General features: G+C 41.4%; 15 protein-coding genes and 1 pseudogene. 10 read left to right on the top strand and 6 right to left on the bottom strand.

The genetic code is table 11. The features are described 5' to 3' along the window. Window positions 1-99 precede the first annotated feature (99 nt). From D1367_RS20725 to D1367_RS33445, 3 genes are all read right to left on the bottom strand, one after another. Window positions 100-1,368 (bottom strand): inorganic phosphate transporter, encoded by a 1,269-nt coding sequence (locus D1367_RS20725; protein ID WP_118168043.1) that lies wholly within the window; start codon window positions 1,366-1,368, stop codon window positions 100-102. 217 nt (window positions 1,369-1,585) lie between these two features. Next, window positions 1,586-2,632: a zinc-dependent dehydrogenase gene (locus tag D1367_RS20720; RefSeq protein WP_118168042.1), complete on the bottom strand. Its 1,047-nt coding sequence runs from the start codon at window positions 2,630-2,632 to the stop codon at window positions 1,586-1,588. Window positions 2,633-2,682: 50 nt separating this feature from the next. After that, window positions 2,683-2,799, bottom strand: a complete 117-nt coding sequence (locus D1367_RS33445) for a hypothetical protein (RefSeq protein ID WP_476739228.1) — start codon at window positions 2,797-2,799, stop codon at window positions 2,683-2,685. Window positions 2,800-3,800: 1,001 nt separating this feature from the next. Here D1367_RS33445 and D1367_RS20715 point away from each other — a divergent pair. Genes D1367_RS20715 through D1367_RS20700 form a run of 4 tightly spaced genes read left to right on the top strand, consistent with a single transcriptional unit; the run spans window position 3,801 to window position 7,261 of the window. After that, window positions 3,801-5,426: a DEAD/DEAH box helicase family protein gene (locus D1367_RS20715; RefSeq protein WP_118168041.1), complete on the top strand. Its 1,626-nt coding sequence runs from the start codon at window positions 3,801-3,803 to the stop codon at window positions 5,424-5,426. Continuing rightward, complete coding sequence (locus tag D1367_RS20710; RefSeq protein ID WP_118168040.1) at window positions 5,356-6,570, top strand: DUF790 family protein; 1,215 nt, start codon at window positions 5,356-5,358, stop codon at window positions 6,568-6,570. The genes D1367_RS20715 and D1367_RS20710 overlap by 71 nt, the downstream gene beginning before the upstream one ends. Before the next feature lie 15 nt (window positions 6,571-6,585). Beyond that, complete coding sequence (locus D1367_RS20705; protein ID WP_118168039.1) at window positions 6,586-6,828, top strand: hypothetical protein; 243 nt, start codon at window positions 6,586-6,588, stop codon at window positions 6,826-6,828. After that, window positions 6,809-7,261, top strand: coding sequence for a type II toxin-antitoxin system VapC family toxin (locus D1367_RS20700; RefSeq protein WP_118168038.1), 453 nt, complete (start codon window positions 6,809-6,811; stop codon window positions 7,259-7,261). Before D1367_RS20705 ends, D1367_RS20700 begins: the two co-directional genes overlap by 20 nt. 141 nt (window positions 7,262-7,402) lie before the next feature. Here the strand turns inward: D1367_RS20700 and D1367_RS20695 are convergent, their stop codons facing one another. Next, on the bottom strand, window positions 7,403-8,095 hold the full coding sequence (locus D1367_RS20695) for a PD-(D/E)XK nuclease family protein (RefSeq protein ID WP_118168037.1): 693 nt from the start codon (window positions 8,093-8,095) through the stop codon (window positions 7,403-7,405). Window positions 8,096-8,189: 94 nt separating this feature from the next. On the opposite strand from D1367_RS20695, the pseudogene D1367_RS20690 reads away from it, so the two are divergent. The 4 genes and pseudogenes from D1367_RS20690 to D1367_RS20675 form a co-directional block, all read left to right on the top strand. Then, window positions 8,190-8,348: pseudogene (locus D1367_RS20690) on the top strand (tetratricopeptide repeat protein); the annotation flags it as partial. Between the two features lie 58 nt (window positions 8,349-8,406). Beyond that, window positions 8,407-8,673 (top strand): hypothetical protein, encoded by a 267-nt coding sequence (locus D1367_RS20685; RefSeq protein WP_181984905.1) that lies wholly within the window; start codon window positions 8,407-8,409, stop codon window positions 8,671-8,673. A 525-nt stretch (window positions 8,674-9,198) separates the two neighbouring features. Continuing rightward, entirely contained in the window at window positions 9,199-9,417 is a 219-nt protein-coding gene (locus D1367_RS20680; RefSeq protein WP_118168035.1) for a type II toxin-antitoxin system HicB family antitoxin, read from the top strand. 2 nt (window positions 9,418-9,419) lie between these two features. Further along, window positions 9,420-9,608 carry a type II toxin-antitoxin system HicA family toxin gene (locus D1367_RS20675; protein WP_118168034.1) on the top strand — a complete coding sequence of 63 codons (189 nt, stop codon included), beginning with the start codon at window positions 9,420-9,422 and terminating at the stop codon, window positions 9,606-9,608. Between the two features lie 96 nt (window positions 9,609-9,704). On the opposite strand, the gene D1367_RS20665 is transcribed toward D1367_RS20675, so the two are convergent. Together D1367_RS20665 and D1367_RS20660 are read right to left on the bottom strand one after the other, a co-directional pair. After that, on the bottom strand, window positions 9,705-9,950 hold the full coding sequence (locus tag D1367_RS20665) for an AbrB/MazE/SpoVT family DNA-binding domain-containing protein (RefSeq protein ID WP_118168033.1): 246 nt from the start codon (window positions 9,948-9,950) through the stop codon (window positions 9,705-9,707). Window positions 9,951-10,119: 169 nt separating this feature from the next. After that, complete coding sequence (locus D1367_RS20660; protein ID WP_118168032.1) at window positions 10,120-11,487, bottom strand: AAA-like domain-containing protein; 1,368 nt, start codon at window positions 11,485-11,487, stop codon at window positions 10,120-10,122. Window positions 11,488-12,057: 570 nt separating this feature from the next. On the opposite strand from D1367_RS20660, the gene D1367_RS20655 reads away from it, so the two are divergent. Together D1367_RS20655 and D1367_RS20650 are read left to right on the top strand one after the other, a co-directional pair. Next, entirely contained in the window at window positions 12,058-13,644 is a 1,587-nt protein-coding gene (locus tag D1367_RS20655) for a sensor histidine kinase (protein ID WP_118168031.1), read from the top strand. A 555-nt stretch (window positions 13,645-14,199) separates the two neighbouring features. After that, window positions 14,200-15,771 carry a metallophosphoesterase family protein gene (locus tag D1367_RS20650; protein WP_118168030.1) on the top strand — a complete coding sequence of 524 codons (1,572 nt, stop codon included), beginning with the start codon at window positions 14,200-14,202 and terminating at the stop codon, window positions 15,769-15,771. The last annotated feature ends 41 nt before the right edge of the window (window positions 15,772-15,812 follow it).

The raw sequence follows: 15,812 nt of genomic DNA, 5'->3' as shown, positions 1-15,812 counted from the left end.
CAGTTCTGCAAAGATACGCTTTTTTGGCGTTATTGCAGTCTAGGTTCTATTTTGAGTAGATGCAGTAGAGGAAAAACTTAGGAAAATATTAATAATTCTTTAGAGAAATAAAATCCGGGCGATGCTAAAGATGGCAGCGCTAAGGACAGCACTGACGGGGATTGTAATTAACCATGCGGCGGCAATGCCTTTGAGTGTTTGAAACTTAATCGACTTGATATTTTGCACTATTCCAATACCAACTACACCACCGACGAGAGCGTGAGAGGTGGAGACTGGTAAACCTAGCCGGGAGGCGATGAGGATGGTAGTAGCAGTAGCAAGTTCGGCACAAAATCCACTACTAGGTTGCAAGGCAATAATGTTTTCGCCAATAGTGGCGATGACTTTTTTACCCCAGACAGCTAAACCACCAACAATACCAGCACCACCAAGGATTAAAATCCATATTGGGATGGTGATACCATCTGTAGGTACGCTACCAGTGCGATTGATGTAGACGATCGCAGCTAAAGGAGCGATCGCATTTCCCACATCATTAGAACCATGAGCAAAGGCGACGAAGCAAGCACTTAGTAGTTGGAATCGGGCGAATAATTTTTCTACGGGATTGGGGATTGGGGATTGGGAAGTGAGAAAGACTTCTTTTGTTTGTTTTAACTGTCGCCAACTAATGATTGTGAGTCCAACTGCTGCTACTGTACCGGTTAACAGGGGAATGTCGTAAGCGGGAATGTTGAAACCAAGCTCAATTACAAAATTGGTTAGCGGTTCAGTTAGCGATGGTAATACAATTACGCCGAATACACCTAGCAGCAGAGTACTCAACCAGGGAATCCATTCTTGTAACTGGACTACTTGATTGGGTTGATCTAAAATCCAGTGCTTGATTTGACTGTAAAATAAAGCAGCGATCGCACCACTAATTAATGGTGTTAAAACCCAGCCAATGGTAATCAAGCCAATTGATGACCAATCGATTGCATTTACTCCTAAAGCTACCCAACTAAATCCAGCGATCGCACCAACAACCGCATGAGAAGATGAGACTGGTAAACCGCGTGATGTGGCAATTTGCAACCACACACCACAAGAAATTAGCACCGTTACCATCCCAGTTACGAATATTTGAGGTGTAGCAGCGAATAAAGCGGGATTGGCAATTTTCGTTGCTAGAGTTTCCGTTACCTCATGTCCAAACAACACAGCACCCGTAAACTCTAATACTCCAGCAATTATTAGTGCTTGTTTGAGGGTAACAGCTTTAGAACCTACAGAGGTTCCCATCGCGTTAGCAACATCATTTGCTCCGAGATTCCAGGCGACGTAGAAAGCTAGTAGGGCGACGAAAAGTAGGGTAATAAGCATTTTGGGGAGATGAGGGAGATGAGGCAATACGGTTCGGATAAGGTTTTTTGATGACACGCCGCCAATTGCAGAGACGCGATAAATCGCCGTCTTTACAATAATCAGTCCTTTGTCTTGACGGCGATTTATCTATCGCGTCTCTTGCCTTAACCGAACCGTATCGGGAGATGAGGAAAATGAGGGAGAAAAATTGCTTCCTTATTCTCCTCATTTCCTTTTACGGATAAATTAAGATTTTATAAGTATCCGGTGTAGGTGCGATCGCTTGCTCCACAGCTGCTGATAAATCTTTTAATGGATAGCGATCGCTAATCAACGCTTGTACGTCAATTCGCTGATTAAACACAATATCGGCTGATAAATTCTGAAGCCGATAAGATGAGCTATAACTCCCTATCAAGTCAATTTCTCGACGGTAGAGGATATTGGGATTAATGGGAATTTCCAACTCATCGGGGAATTCGGCGAAAAACAAGATTTTGCCACCTTTGCGGGTACTATCAAGTGCTTGAAAGAAAGCTTTCTCACTAGGAACAGCCAGCAGGGTAACATCAACACCCAGTCCACCAGTTAGCGCATGGATTTTTGCTGTTAAATCGGGATCACGGGCATCAAAAGCAGCTTCTGCACCGACACTCAAGGCTTTTTCAATTCTAGAGGGTAGTAAATCAGTAGCGATCGCTTTTGCTCCAAAATACTTCACCAACATGATAAACATTAACCCAATTGGCCCAGCACCAGTAACTAATACAGTTTGTCCTGGAGCAATTTGGGCTTTTTTCACAGCTTTCAAGCAGCAATTAGTCGGTTCGACAAAACTCGCTTCTTCAAAACTGATGTTATCCGGGATGGGAATTAGCCCACCATTTTCCACAATATGTCCAGGAACCTTGACATAATCTGCAAAACCCCCGCCACTGGCGTTAAAGCCTGCGGTTGTGGAGATGTTTTTGTAGACATCACACATGGAGAAATTATCATTTAGACAGTAGGCGCAACGCATACAAGGGATGTGGTGCATCACCGCTACCCGTTGTCCAACTTGCCAACCTTTGACATTATTGCCTAATGCTGCGATCGTGCCGGCAGTTTCATGTCCAAAAATGCGCGGCGGTTCATAGAGTGGATAACGAATTTTTTTAATATCTGACTGACACAACCCCACAACCCGCACCTGTACCAGCACTTCATCTGGTTCTACGGTTGGAACTGGGATATCTTCGTAAGAAAGTTGATTAACGCCTCTAAATACCTGTGCTTTCATGTTGATTTTTCACCGCTCGATGTTATAGATGTAACATTTAGTGGTTCAGGTTAGGTTATGAAAGTGCGGATTTTTTCGGAAAACTTTGGTATCTGGTTACTCAGCTTATCTAGTAATTCGACAAAAGTCCGAGGATTTCTTTTATAGTTTTGAGATTGTTGCAGCAAAATTTGAACCGTTATTTTAGGATATTGTTCAAATAGATCACAAAGAAAATCATCTAGTGACTGTGTTCTTACATTCCAATAGTTTAAATCTTGCTCCTGAAAGTCTTTAATATTTCTGTTGATTAAAAGGGAACAGGGAACAGGCAAGAGGGAACAGGGAAATCCCCATAATTAAAATTAGGGGATTTGTACAAGGACGTATTTTTTCTTGCGCTGCGCGTCCCCTTAAAAAATGTTTTTATTTTTTTTCATAAATAAATTTAGGGGCTTTAGACCCAAAATTCGGGCAGGTTTTCAAAGCTGTTCCCTGTTCCCTCTTAAGAGTTCCCTGCCCGAAGGGCTTGGTAACAATAATCTCCGCTTTAGCAACTACAGCACCAGCAATAACATGACGATCTTTAGGATGATGTCAAACTAATTCATAATTGATAATTAATAATTCATAATTTAAAGACGCTCGATGACTCGCTTTCCGCAACGCTATCAGTGGGAGCAGGAAATGCTCCACTGTCTTTTTGCCCACTGATTTAACAATGAGCGTGGGGGCTGCTGTACCCATTTTAAAGTTTATGAATTATGAATTATGAATTAATAATTATTTGGTCAATCTAATCCTTCCAGTCCTATAGGTAGTTTAATCATCGGTTCGGCAAAAGCTGCTTTCATTAATTTTTCTGATAATTGTGACTTATGTAAAGACAAAAATATATTAAACCTAAGCAAATAATTAGCATAATATGCACCACTAAGTTGTAGCCCTTTCAGCAGAAAGCTTTGTCGTTGTTCTTTGTAGGATTGGGCAAGGTTATTATGGTTTGTCGATCAGACATTCCATAACTAATGAGCGCATCTAGTTGGGTTTTGTCGGAATTACTTGCATGAATCATCCACTTTTTGCGTTATTAGTAATCAATAGACTAAGGAATAGGGCATAGCGAATGGAAAAATTACCAATCCCCAATGCCCAATTCCTAATGACCAATCCCCAATGCCCAATACTCATGGTTCGTACTCCTACATTAAATTTTGATCGTGGCACATTAATTTTGCATCCACCACCACGCGGCAAAGGTTGGATGGATTATGCTACGTGGGATGATAGAGTTGAAAAATTCCGCATTCCCGCAATTAGATATCGATCGCTAGTGGAAGCACTACAAGCGGAAGATGTTTATTTTATCGATGAGGCAAAGCAATTTTATCCAGTAGATTTGGTTCCCAGTCTGGAAATGGAACCCTATCCGCACCAGACTGAGGCGCTAGCGGCTTGGAAACTCGCGGGTAGACAAGGGGTTGTTGTGCTTCCCACGGCGGCGGGAAAGACTTATTTGGCGCAAATGGCGATGCAGTCAACGCCGCGTACAACGCTGATTGTGGTGCCAACTTTGGATTTAATGCATCAGTGGTATGCACATTTAGTAGCGGCTTTCCCCGATGCTGAAGTGGGATTGCTAGGAGGTGGTTCGCGGGATAGAACGGCAATTTTAGTTGCAACTTATGATAGCGCTGCAATTCACGCTGAGACGTTAGGAAATCAATATGCGTTGATTGTTTTTGATGAATGTCATCATTTACCGACAGATTTTAATCGGGTGATTGCTGAATATGCGATCGCACCTTATCGCTTAGGACTCTCTGCTACACCAGAACGCACCGATGGTAAACACGCTGAGTTAAATATTCTCATTGGTCAAGAAGTATATCGCAAACGCGCTGAAGATTTGGCGGGGAAGGCGTTAGCAGAACATCAAATTGTCCAAATTAAGGTTAAGTTATCGCAACTTGAGCGGGAAAGATACAATCAACTAATTCAAACTCGCAATGACTTTTTAAAGCAATCAAAGATTTCTTTGGGGAGTCTGCAAGGTTGGCAAATGTTCGTCCAAATGAGTGCTAGATCGCAATCTGGACGGAGGGCGATGTTAGCGCACCGAGAAGCGAAAGATATCGCTTTGGGTACTGATGGGAAGTTGCGAATTTTGATTGATTTATTGGCAGAACATTATCCGGCACGAATTTTGATTTTTACTGCTGATAATGCAACGGTTTACCGCATTTCTCAAGAGTTGCTAATTCCAGCAATTACTCATCAAACTCCTGTGAAGGAACGGCATGAGATATTAACAAAGTTTCGGGAGGGTAAATATAATACTTTGGTTGCTTCTCATGTGTTGAATGAAGGGGTTGATGTGCCGGCGGCAACTGTTGCAATTATTTTATCGGGGACGGGTTCGGCTAGGGAGTATACTCAGCGCTTGGGGAGGATTTTACGGAAGGGGAATATTGAGAATAAGCAGGCGATTTTGTATGAGGTGGTGGCGGAGGATACTAGTGAGGAGGGAACTTCGGCGCGGCGGAGAGGGGAGAGGAATAACGAACCGCCAAGACGCCAAGGGCGCAGAGAGGAGGAGAAGAAGGGGAAGTTACAGGTTGTGTATGGGAGTGGGAAGGAACGGAGTTTGAAGGCTGCGGAACAGTTAGAGATTAATTATTCAGTCCAAAATCCAAAACTTGTACTGAGCGAAGTCGAAGTATCTAAAATCCAAAATTCACCAGATGTTACCGACAGACTTACTGATGCATCGCCAAAACGGGGAGGAGATCATTCCGAAGAGACTGAAGATTGATCAAAAAACTTCGGAGTTGGCGATTGAGTTAATTAATTATTTTCAATCAGCAGTGGGAAAGACTCAGGGTGTGCTTGAGCGACAATTGACTGATTTTGAAGGAGATTCTACAGATTATCGGGTGAAGCGAGGGTTAGCTTATATTCTCAAAAGCAGTTTTTGCACTTTTGAGGTGGTTAGTCCTTTGGAACCACAGATGTTAAGAGAACGGGTGTTTTCGTTGGCTGCAAAATCTGTTTCTAGTCGAGAATCAACCCAAGTTACTTTGAGTAAAATTGCTGATGATTTAACTCAAGAACTTGAGCGGGAAGTTTTATTAGAACAGGTTCGGAATGGACTATATGCTGATTTGTCTGAAAATAAGATTTTGACAGTGTTTGATGCACCCACAGCGCCAGATGTATTAAATCGATATAACTTATCTCAGGTACAGGGTGTATTTTATAAAGCCAGTCAACTGGTGTTAAATGCTCATCGGAATGTTCCGGGTGAATATAAGCTGTTATTTCGCTATTTAAAGTTGTTTCAATTGATGGCTTATATTGAGGGTGATGCTGACCACGGGTTTACAATTACCATAGATGGGCCGACGAGTTTGTTTAATCCTAGTACGCGATATGGGTTAGCGATCGCTAAACTTATTCCGGCTTTACTTCACGTTACTAAATGGAGTCTTTCGTCCATTCTCCAAACCCGCGATGCTTATACAAATAGTTGGAAAACTGGACGTTTTACTCTCAATTCCGAATGTGGTTTGGTATCCCATTATCCACCAGGAAAGCCCTATGATAGTATGCTAGAAGCATCCTTTGCTGATAAATGGGATGCGTTGAAAAGTGGTTGGGCGTTAGAACGAGAAGTTGATTTGATACCAATTCCTGGTAGTGTGATGATTCCCGATTTTCGCTTAGTTCATGCTGATGGACGCACCTTTTTATTAGAAATTGTTGGTTATTGGCGACCAGAATATTTACAAAAGAAGTTTTCTCAAGTGCGACGGGCTGGACGTGATGACTTAATTTTAGCAATTTCTGAGCGACTTAATTTAGAAAAGGCGGGAGTAAAATTAAATGATGTCCCCGCCAGAATTGTTTGGTTTAAAGATAAGTTGTTGCCGAAAGCTGTGTTAGCTGTAATGGATTGATTAAGGATAAATGAGATGAAAAGTATAGAAACAATTGCCACAGTTACTAAAGATGGTAAGATTACAGCGCAATTACCATTGGATATTCCAGAGGGTGAGCATCAAGTGGTAATAGTAATTGATGAAAAGCCTTTGGCTGAGAAGGCAGAGAAGAAAGAAAAGCGTCCTCCTCTAAACTTTCCTGTGCATAATTATGGCCCTTGGCCTGAAAACCTTTCTTTAAGACGTGAGGATATGTATGGTGATTGGGGGCGATAATCCTGTTTTTCTGGACACAAATATCTTGGTGTACGCTAGTCAGATTCAGTCTCCATTTCACCAAGCTGCTATGGAGGCTATCCAAGGTTTTTATGATGCAGGGGTTGAGTTGTGGATTAGCCGACAAGTGTTGCGGGAATATTTGGCTACCCTTACCCGTCCGCAACAGTTTGTCAACCCACTACCCATTGCAATAGTAATTCAGGATCTCCGCTATTTTTATAACCGCTTTCGGGTGGCTGAAGATAGTTCTCAGGTGACAGAAAGGTTACTGACACTTATGGAGGAAGTTCCAAGTGGTGGTAAGCAAGTTCATGATGCAAATATTGTCGCTACGATGCTAGTTTATGGCATTCCTCAGTTACTCACTCACAACACAAGTGATTTTGCAAGATTTTCTGGGTTAATTAGTGTCTTGCCATTACAAGGTTAACGCCGTGTGGGACTTTATCTCAAACCTAACCCCCAACCCCTTCCCTACAAGGTAAGGGGAGCAAGAATCAAAGCCTCTCGACCTTTCGGGGAGAGGAATGGAAGCGGGGTTCCAATTTCGGTAATTGTACAATTCCACTGGCTAACCCCAAACACTTCTGCGTTCCCAATATTCAGCAACTCTTTTTTCCCATTGTTCCCAGTAATCTTTAATGACTGCTGATTCAAACCAAAATACCTCTGCTGGCATTTCTGGAATTGCTACGACTAAGAGAGCGTGCTTTAGCTGAATACCATAATCTTGATAATACTCGTTAGCTGCTCCTATGTACGCCGTAAGTTGCAGTGGATGTTCATATAAATGCTCAATTGAACCTTTGGGTTTATCTGCTGTTTTCCACTCGCAAATACAGGGAATACCTTGATAGCTGGCAATACAATCAACTTTGCCAGAATAACTCAAATTATGATGAAAAACAGAGCCTTCTACAAGTCTAACTGTGTCGATTTGTTCTAAAACTGGCTTGATACTCTCCCAATAAGGGCGACTCGCTTCGGGACAAACAGGGTTTTGTCCAAGAAGGTAGCGCTCAATTTGTTTGTGTGTTTGGGTTCCCCGACGGCTAGCAGTTGTAGTAATGTGGGTAGCTTCTTCTGTACCAACACGCGTTTTCCAGTTTAATAATCTGTCTCTGTCTGCTTGTGATTTGGTGGCATTAAGTATTGTAGTCACGCTGGGAAAGCGATTTCCGTTGGCATCTACATAATATTGTTTACCATTTTCTCTCTTGGCTGTAGCATTAATGCGTGGTAGCAGTTGGGTATCAAATTGCATTATTAATTCGTAGTTCGTTATTAAGAAAGTGGTGATTATAAATTGCAATCACTCTTGTTCTAGTTGTGCTAATGCTTCATCAATATTCAGAGGTATCTACAAATCCCAAGGCAGATACAGCGAAGCCGAACCCCTTTACATCCAAGCTTTGGATATTTGTGAGCGACAGTTAGGGGTGAATCATCCTAATACTGTTACTGTTCGTGAAGGTTTAGCATATTTGCGCGATCGCCTCCCCTCAAATCCAGAATAGACTACCTGGGGATACAAATTTACAGATTTTGTGCAAAGCGTACCATGCTAAAACTTGAATGAGCGATCGCTTTAACTCGGAGTTTCCTGTTTTGAACTCGGAGTTTCCTGTTTTTAACTCGGAGTTTCCTGTTCTGAACTCGGAGTTTCCTGTTTTGAACTCGGAGTTTTCTGTTTTTAACTCGGAGTTTCCTGTTTTGAACTCGGAGTTTTCTGTTCTGAACTCGGAGTTTTCTGTTCTGAACTCGGAGTTTCCTGTTTCAAGCTCGGAGTTTCCTGTTCTGAGGTGGAATGATGGTGTTGTAAGGGCGATCGCTCTAGTTTAAAGTGTAAATCGACAAGCGATCGCCTTTCAGGTAAAACATTGAATGCATTAGTGTCATTGTGTAGAATGCGATCAGCTTGCCTTCATGGAGGCGATCGTTTTAATTCAGTTAAAATATCCTTAAATTTCCATACTTGAGATGCTATAGAGATGACAATCCTTAATCTCAATATAGAGCAAGTCATAACACTGGTGAAGCAACTAGCAATTCCAGAGCAGCAGATGATATTGGGGACTTCCAAATAAAAAAATATCCAATTAACTCCTGTGGGGTGGGCATCTTGCCATTGGTGTCAACTTAAGCTAAAAATCGCTTATCTGTTGGCTTTCACGCCCGCCCAGAAATAAATTTCAGAGGCTCATAGCTAAAGTCTACTTCAGTAGACTTTAGCTATTAGCCAAGGAACTTCCGTTCCTTGCGGGATAGCTCCTTGTTGAGGTCAATATTATCAATTACTGGTAGAGAAGCTCCCGCAATAAAAAATCAGCTACGATCAATCATATAATTATCCTCACGAACACAGAAATGTTAATTACATACACTGCAAAATATACAAAAACTAATAGCGGATATATGGGACAACTCATTGAATGGCAAGAAGTCATTACAGAAGGAGAAACTCTAGAAGAATGTAGAGCTATGTTACAAGATGCAACCAAAGAAATGATTCTTGCTTATCGCCAACAAAATAAAGAAATTCCCACAGGTGGTTCTTTGCTCGAACAAATTCCTATAGAGGTTTGAGTGTGTCAGTCAAACGCAAAGAGCTAATTAAATACTTAGAACAAAATGGCTTTTATTTATTAAGGGAGGGAGGAAATCATTCCATTTATACTAATGATATAAAAACTCTTCCTGTAAAACGGCATCGTACCATTGATCGTATTACTGCTAATGAAATTTGTAAGCAAGCGGGTTTATTACCTAATTTTTAACTACCATCTAGAAGCATCGGAATAATGAAATTTTGGGCAGCTTGCTTCCACTGCTTTTCATCATCTTTGGTCAAGTAACGCACTAAAATATTTGTATCAAGTCCAATCACTTGAACCTTCTTGGATTGCTACTTCCATTTCTTCTAAAGTTGCGCTTTTCATTCCCGGACGGTGTAAAATCCCTGATAAGCTTTGAATAGGAACATTCAGGGGAATCAGTTTGACTGCTCCATTTTCATCAATGACAAAATCAACCTTACTACCTGTGTCCAGATTAAGATAATCCCTAATTTCTTGAGGAATAGTTATTTGTCCTTTGCTCGTAATGGTCGCACTAGCCATGACTCAAGTTCCTTACTTGATGATAAGTTCTATATTAAACTATAATGCGATCGCGTAGCCTGTGGTAGACATCGCGTCCTTTTATATTTGCTTAATAGAGTACTTCCTTAGCAGCATTAACTAAACTAGCAAACTACAGCAATAACACTAGCCACGCCTAAACTGAGAGTTAAAACAACTGTTCAACACAATTATTATTTAAACTCTCACTTCTTGTCATATACTCTCGAAAATATAAACGATATAATTCACACGCAACAGTAGAGCGATCGCTTTCTAAATTAATTAGCCCCATACTTTGTAATTTACATGCCAATGCTGGCTCTAATTGCACATAATTTGTAGCGTTAATTACCTCATAAAAAGCATTTTGCAATTCTGGTTCATCTTGTAGCACTAACACAAACTGCCTTAAATATTCGTGATAAATTCCTGCTTCTGTGGGTGCTTGTTGCAATAGCTGTTCTAAATCCCCTTCTAATCCCCCTTTACCCACAAGGTGATAAAAAGCTAATCGCACCAAATAAGGATATCCTCCCACCATTGCCATCAAACTCTCGACATTTTTACCATCTGTCCAATCCAAGCCGTGACGTAGTGCTAAATCTAGCACCTGCTCTCTTGTAAAGGGAGATAACTTAATCGGTAAACCAACATTAAATGGTGACTGATTCAGTTTTATCGGAACAAAAATTTCCGTTGAATAAACTAGAACTAGACGCAGTTTTTGCCAAATTTCTACTCCTTTGGCTTGTTCATACCACGATCGCACCAATGGTAACAATTCTCCAACAATTTCTTGATGCTCAAACAGCCAGTCCACCTCATCCAATATCAAAACAAGAGGAGTTTCCAGTGCAGACAGTAAACACTCTTGGAAATAGATAAAGCAACTGACTTTGCTATCCATATCTTCATTCCAATAATCATTGAGTTTTGGTTCTAGCTGTAACTCCCGACTGACGCTTGTACAGAACCAGCGCAAAAATGTATCCAAACTGGCAAATACTGCTTTATCTGCTTGCTGAAAGTTCAACGTCACGGTGCGAAAGCCTTGATTGTTAGCGCGTGCAAGCAACCGCAAAATCAGAGAGCTTTTCCCCATCTTCTTCGGTGCTTTGATGCAGATGAGACTTCCAGGTTTAGCCATTTCTGCGTAGGCGAGTTCTTCAATCGGCGGGCGAGGGATGTAAAATCTGGAATTAAGAGATACTGGGCTACTAGGAAATTCTAAGGATATAGCCGTGGCTGCTTTGTTGAATTCCTTAACTAACTGCTGATGTGCTTTGCTAAGACGATGATTTTCTACGGTATAGCGGAAGTTTGATTTATTTATCGGATATGCGCAAAAAGCACTCAGTAATTGCCATAAATGAGCAGCAATTTTACTGACACGTTCCTCGTCGTAGTCAGCTTCACAGGCTATATTCGTGTAGGTTTTTCCTTCCCACGAAGAACGTAATATAATCTCTTGGAGTGTCGTTAAACCGGTTGCTTGACTGGCTTTAAGTAGCAATACTACTTCATCTATAGTCATTACTTATCAAATATAAAGCATGAAATTTGCTCACACCATTATTCTTTGAAACTTAATCTAGCCTGCTTTGTATGGATAGCAGCCAGTCGTTTTCCAAAAAGTTACAAACAAGGCTTGACAATTTTTTTGTATCCTGAAATATTTGACATGACTTCAGCATAAAATTTTTTTGACAAATTTTTTCGAGTTTTTAGGTAATTATATGTGATTTGAACTACTTTTTTTAGACATATCTTAGAATGTAGATGCAGACAATGGAGCTATTTTTTTCTAAAAAATGGTCATAGCGATCGCATTACCTTTTTCTAAATTCCATCCAAATTCATGATATGGGCAGTGACAGCCTAATCAATTAAGTAGACTTATCCATAACTGGATCGTCAGGGAAGAGGAAAAGGGGCAGGGGAAAATCCCATAAATAAATTGATTTGCTTTAAAACCCTTTTTGCTTTTGGAATGAGCGTATCTTTCTCCCCTGCCCCCTGCTCCCTTGCCCCCCTGCCTCTTGGTCAGGGTACTAAGACAGCGTAGAGAGAGCTACAGCATATCTTCCTCATCGTACCAGCAGCTATGCATATAGAAGAACCCGCTACCCATGAACCGGAAGCTCTATCAGTACAAGATTCCCAGAGTTTCCCAGAATCAAAAGACTTATCTCAAGAAAATTTAGATCCTTGTCAATGCTCACAAGCCGCCTTAAAAATGGCATTAATAGCCAGTGGCTTAGGGTTGTGGGATTGGAATTTAGTAACTAACAAAACCTATTATGATCCTCAGTGGAAGGGCATTCTGGGGTATGGAGTAGACGAAATCGATAATGACTATAAATCCTTTGAGCAACTTGTACATCCACAGGACTTACCAAGAATTCGCCAGGTATTACACGATTATCTGCAAGAATACACACCTGTGTTTGAAGTCGAATTGCGAATGTTGACTAAATCCGGTGAGTGGAAGTGGATTTTGGCTTGTGGGAAAGTATTTCAGTGGGATGAATTCGGTAAGCCAGTGCGGATGGCGGGGACGCACAAGGATATTACTCAGGATAAAGCGATGTCTACGATGGTCACTGAGCCACTTGCCTTGAGCGAAGTCGAAAGGAGTCGAAGTGCGGGCTGCGCCTACGCTACTCAACAATACCAACTATTTGAACAACTCCAATCTACCGAAGACCAAATTAGGGAAAAATCACAGCAGCTAGAAACTACCCTCGAAGAACTCAAATATACCCAAAGACAGTTATTGCAGAACCAGAAAATGGCTAACCTTGGTCAACTGGTGGCGGATATGGCTAACGAAATTAACAACCCCGTTAGCTTCATCTATGGCAATCTCCATCCGGCAAGTCAATATGCTGAAGATTTAATCAAAATCATTGAACTTTATCAACATCACTATCCCACACCGACCCCAGTCATAGCCTTACATTTGCAACGCCTTGACCTTGGTTTTGTGAAGACGGACTTTTTGAAATTGCTGTGGTCAATGCGAGCCGGCTCTGAGCGCGTTAAAGAAATTGTTTTCGCCTTGCGGAATTTTTCAAACTCTGACGAAGGTCAAATGAAAAAGGTTGACTTGTATGAAGGATTTGATAGTGTTCTCAGGATTTTGCAGCATCGTCTCAAAGAAAAGCCTGATAGAGCAGGGATTGAAGTAATTAAAACCTTTGGTGAATTACCCTTAATCGAGTGTTACCCTGGTGAACTCAATCAGGCATTTATGAATATCTTAACTAATGCCATTGATGCTTTAGAAGAGAAGATGAAGCATGATTATTCTTTTACTCCCAAAATTTTGATTCATACAGAAATTGTTAGTAGTCATTTATCATTGATCAATTGTAATGAAGCGTGGGGAAATAACAACCAATGGGGTAAAAAATACAAAGTTATAATTCGCATTTTTGACAATGGTAAAGGTATACTTCCTCATATCCAAAGGCATATATTTGAACCATTTTTTACGACTAAACCAGTAGGTAAAGGTCAAGGACTAGGGCTATCAATTAGTCGGCAAATTATAGTTGAAAAACATCAAGGTAAACTGAAGTGTAATTCTCAATTAGGTCAAGGCACAGAGTTGGTGATTGAGATGAATACAACAGCAAGACACCTAAATAACGCGGGAAAGATGGTAGCCACGAAAGTTAAGAGTTAAGGAATTAAAGGAATTGACTCTTAACTGGTATTCATATCGTGACGGAAATCTGACACGGCGGATTTATCCGCCGTGGCATAAACTCTTATCATTTTGAGTGATGAGGGTCATTGATGTAAGCTTCAATCATTGCCGAAGAAACTTTACCTGTCGTACCACATAAGGGACTTCCAAATAAAAAAATACTCAATTACTTGTTGGAAGTCCCTAACCTGAATTGTCAGACACCATAACACCCAATACGGTTCGGTTAAGAATATTTGTAGGTTGGGTTGAGGCTTTGCGAAACCCAACAAACCCAGTACAATGTTGGGTTTCGTTCCTCAACCCAACCTACACATTTTTATTTTATGGGCTTAACCGAACCGTATTGCCATAACACCCGATCAATAACCTTAACCGAACCTTATTGATTTATGAAAAGCAAAAAAATAAATATGTATTTCGAGCGGAAAACATCTGAAAAAGAGAGCTAGCGGGGTGCTAGCTTGCCGATGACCCACTGGGGATTCGTTACAATCGGTGTATGCATTAGGCATTCAAGAGTTATAAGCCATGAAATTGATTTCCGATCCACCGATTCCTGTAAAAATTCAAAAGATGAAGGAACGGGTGCGGTGGATGCATCCAAGTTTTGTGCAACGGGGAATTGATCAAACCAGCATAGTTATTGACGATCGCACAGAAGATAGTCCAGAATTTTCCTTTATGGTTATCGGTGATTCTGGCACTAAATCCCATTCTCCATACCACCCCCAACGAAAAGTTGCCGAACTAATGCTGACTCACCGCGATGATTGCAGTTTTGTGTTGCACACAGGCGATGTAATTTATGTGGTGGGTTCCCAAGAGTATTATTCAACAAACTTTATTGAACCTTACCGGGAATTTCTTGTTGGTGGCGACAACCCGAAAGATATTCCCTACGATCGCATGGTGTTCAATCTGCCATTCTTGCCAGTACCTGGTAATCATGATTACTACGATGTGCCGTTAATGTACCGTTTATTCACTGGAACAACATCTTCATTACGTCGCCTGTTCCGCTACAAAGATATTGAGATTGGCTGGCATGGATCATATCAAGGTAATGCTTATGCACGAGCATTTATGGACTATACAGGGGCGATCGCTTCCCCACAAGAATTAGAACGTCATTTAGATCAACACTATACTGCTAAAACCGATACAGGGCGCTGTTTGCGTTACGAACCTGGACAGTTTACCCGCTTACCCAATCGCTATTACACCTTTCGTTATGGCGGGATTGATTTTTTTGCTTTAGATTCTAATACCTTTAATACACCATCACCCTTACCTGCAACTCAAGACGGAGAAATTTACCGCCGGGAATTACAAAAGCGTCGCCAGGAAATAGATCGAGAAGAATTGCAGATATTGGAAATATGCGATCGCCTCAATCCCGATAAACCCACCGAAGCCGAACAACTCGATGACCTTAGTGCCAAATTAGACCAAATTAATGAGATCAAAATCGACATTGAAAAACAATTGGCATCTCATAAAATGCCTGCGATCGACTTTGAACAACTCGAATGGTTGCGTAGCAGACTAATCGAATCTTGGAACACCTCAGAAGTGCGCGGACGTGTAATCTTTTTCCACCATCCACCCTATGTCACAGAAGCTACCAAGTGGAATCAAGCCCAAACTTTGGCGGTTCGCCACCGCTTGCGGTGGGTGTTTGAACAAGTCGCAGAAACTCTTGGTTTTCTAATTAAAGAACGTCCCATAGTCGATTTGATTTTAAACGGTCACGCTCACTGTTTAGAGCATCTTTGCACAACTGATACCGGATTTGCTGACTCCCACATTAACTGCATTATCTCTGGTGGTAGTGGTCATCGTCCCCGTTATCAACGGCGAGAGGGGACTGAATTGATGGAGATTTTTACGGAAATTGCAGGTAAACCCACTCGGAAAGTTGCCGATTCAACGCTTTTTGTGGGTCGTCATGATTACAATTTCCAGAACCGCCTGCCTTACTCATGTGTGCGGATTGATGTTTTGGATGGTAGCCCACCCAAGTTTATCATCAGACCGTTGGTTACTGAACGGATTGAAGATGAGTGGTATAACCGCGAACTTGAACCTTTTGTAATTTAACCGAGTACCGTGGGTTTAAATCCCCCGGTTCAAAATCGCGC

The organism is Nostoc sphaeroides (assembly GCF_003443655.1).
In the GTDB taxonomy this organism is placed as follows: Bacteria; Cyanobacteriota; Cyanobacteriia; order Cyanobacteriales; family Nostocaceae; genus Nostoc; species Nostoc sphaeroides.
This window is presented reverse-complemented; position numbering and strand designations above follow the sequence as displayed.

What these genes read in the sequence shown, in the direction of transcription:
- D1367_RS20695 (WP_118168037.1), bottom strand. Translation starts at nt 8,095, where the DNA reads ATGCAATTTGATACCCAACTGCTACCACGCATTAATGCTACAGCCAAG.
- D1367_RS20685 (WP_181984905.1), top strand. Translation starts at nt 8,407, where the DNA reads ATGAGCGATCGCTTTAACTCGGAGTTTCCTGTTTTGAACTCGGAGTTT.
- D1367_RS20665 (WP_118168033.1), bottom strand. Translation starts at nt 9,950, where the DNA reads ATGGCTAGTGCGACCATTACGAGCAAAGGACAAATAACTATTCCTCAA.
- D1367_RS20725 (WP_118168043.1), bottom strand. Translation starts at nt 1,368, where the DNA reads ATGCTTATTACCCTACTTTTCGTCGCCCTACTAGCTTTCTACGTCGCC.
- D1367_RS20650 (WP_118168030.1), top strand. Translation starts at nt 14,200, where the DNA reads ATGAAATTGATTTCCGATCCACCGATTCCTGTAAAAATTCAAAAGATG.
- D1367_RS20705 (WP_118168039.1), top strand. Translation starts at nt 6,586, where the DNA reads ATGAAAAGTATAGAAACAATTGCCACAGTTACTAAAGATGGTAAGATT.
- D1367_RS20655 (WP_118168031.1), top strand. Translation starts at nt 12,058, where the DNA reads ATGCATATAGAAGAACCCGCTACCCATGAACCGGAAGCTCTATCAGTA.
- D1367_RS20680 (WP_118168035.1), top strand. Translation starts at nt 9,199, where the DNA reads ATGTTAATTACATACACTGCAAAATATACAAAAACTAATAGCGGATAT.
- D1367_RS20710 (WP_118168040.1), top strand. Translation starts at nt 5,356, where the DNA reads ATGTTACCGACAGACTTACTGATGCATCGCCAAAACGGGGAGGAGATC.
- D1367_RS20715 (WP_118168041.1), top strand. Translation starts at nt 3,801, where the DNA reads ATGGTTCGTACTCCTACATTAAATTTTGATCGTGGCACATTAATTTTG.
- D1367_RS20660 (WP_118168032.1), bottom strand. Translation starts at nt 11,487, where the DNA reads ATGACTATAGATGAAGTAGTATTGCTACTTAAAGCCAGTCAAGCAACC.
- D1367_RS20720 (WP_118168042.1), bottom strand. Translation starts at nt 2,632, where the DNA reads ATGAAAGCACAGGTATTTAGAGGCGTTAATCAACTTTCTTACGAAGAT.
- D1367_RS20700 (WP_118168038.1), top strand. Translation starts at nt 6,809, where the DNA reads ATGGTGATTGGGGGCGATAATCCTGTTTTTCTGGACACAAATATCTTG.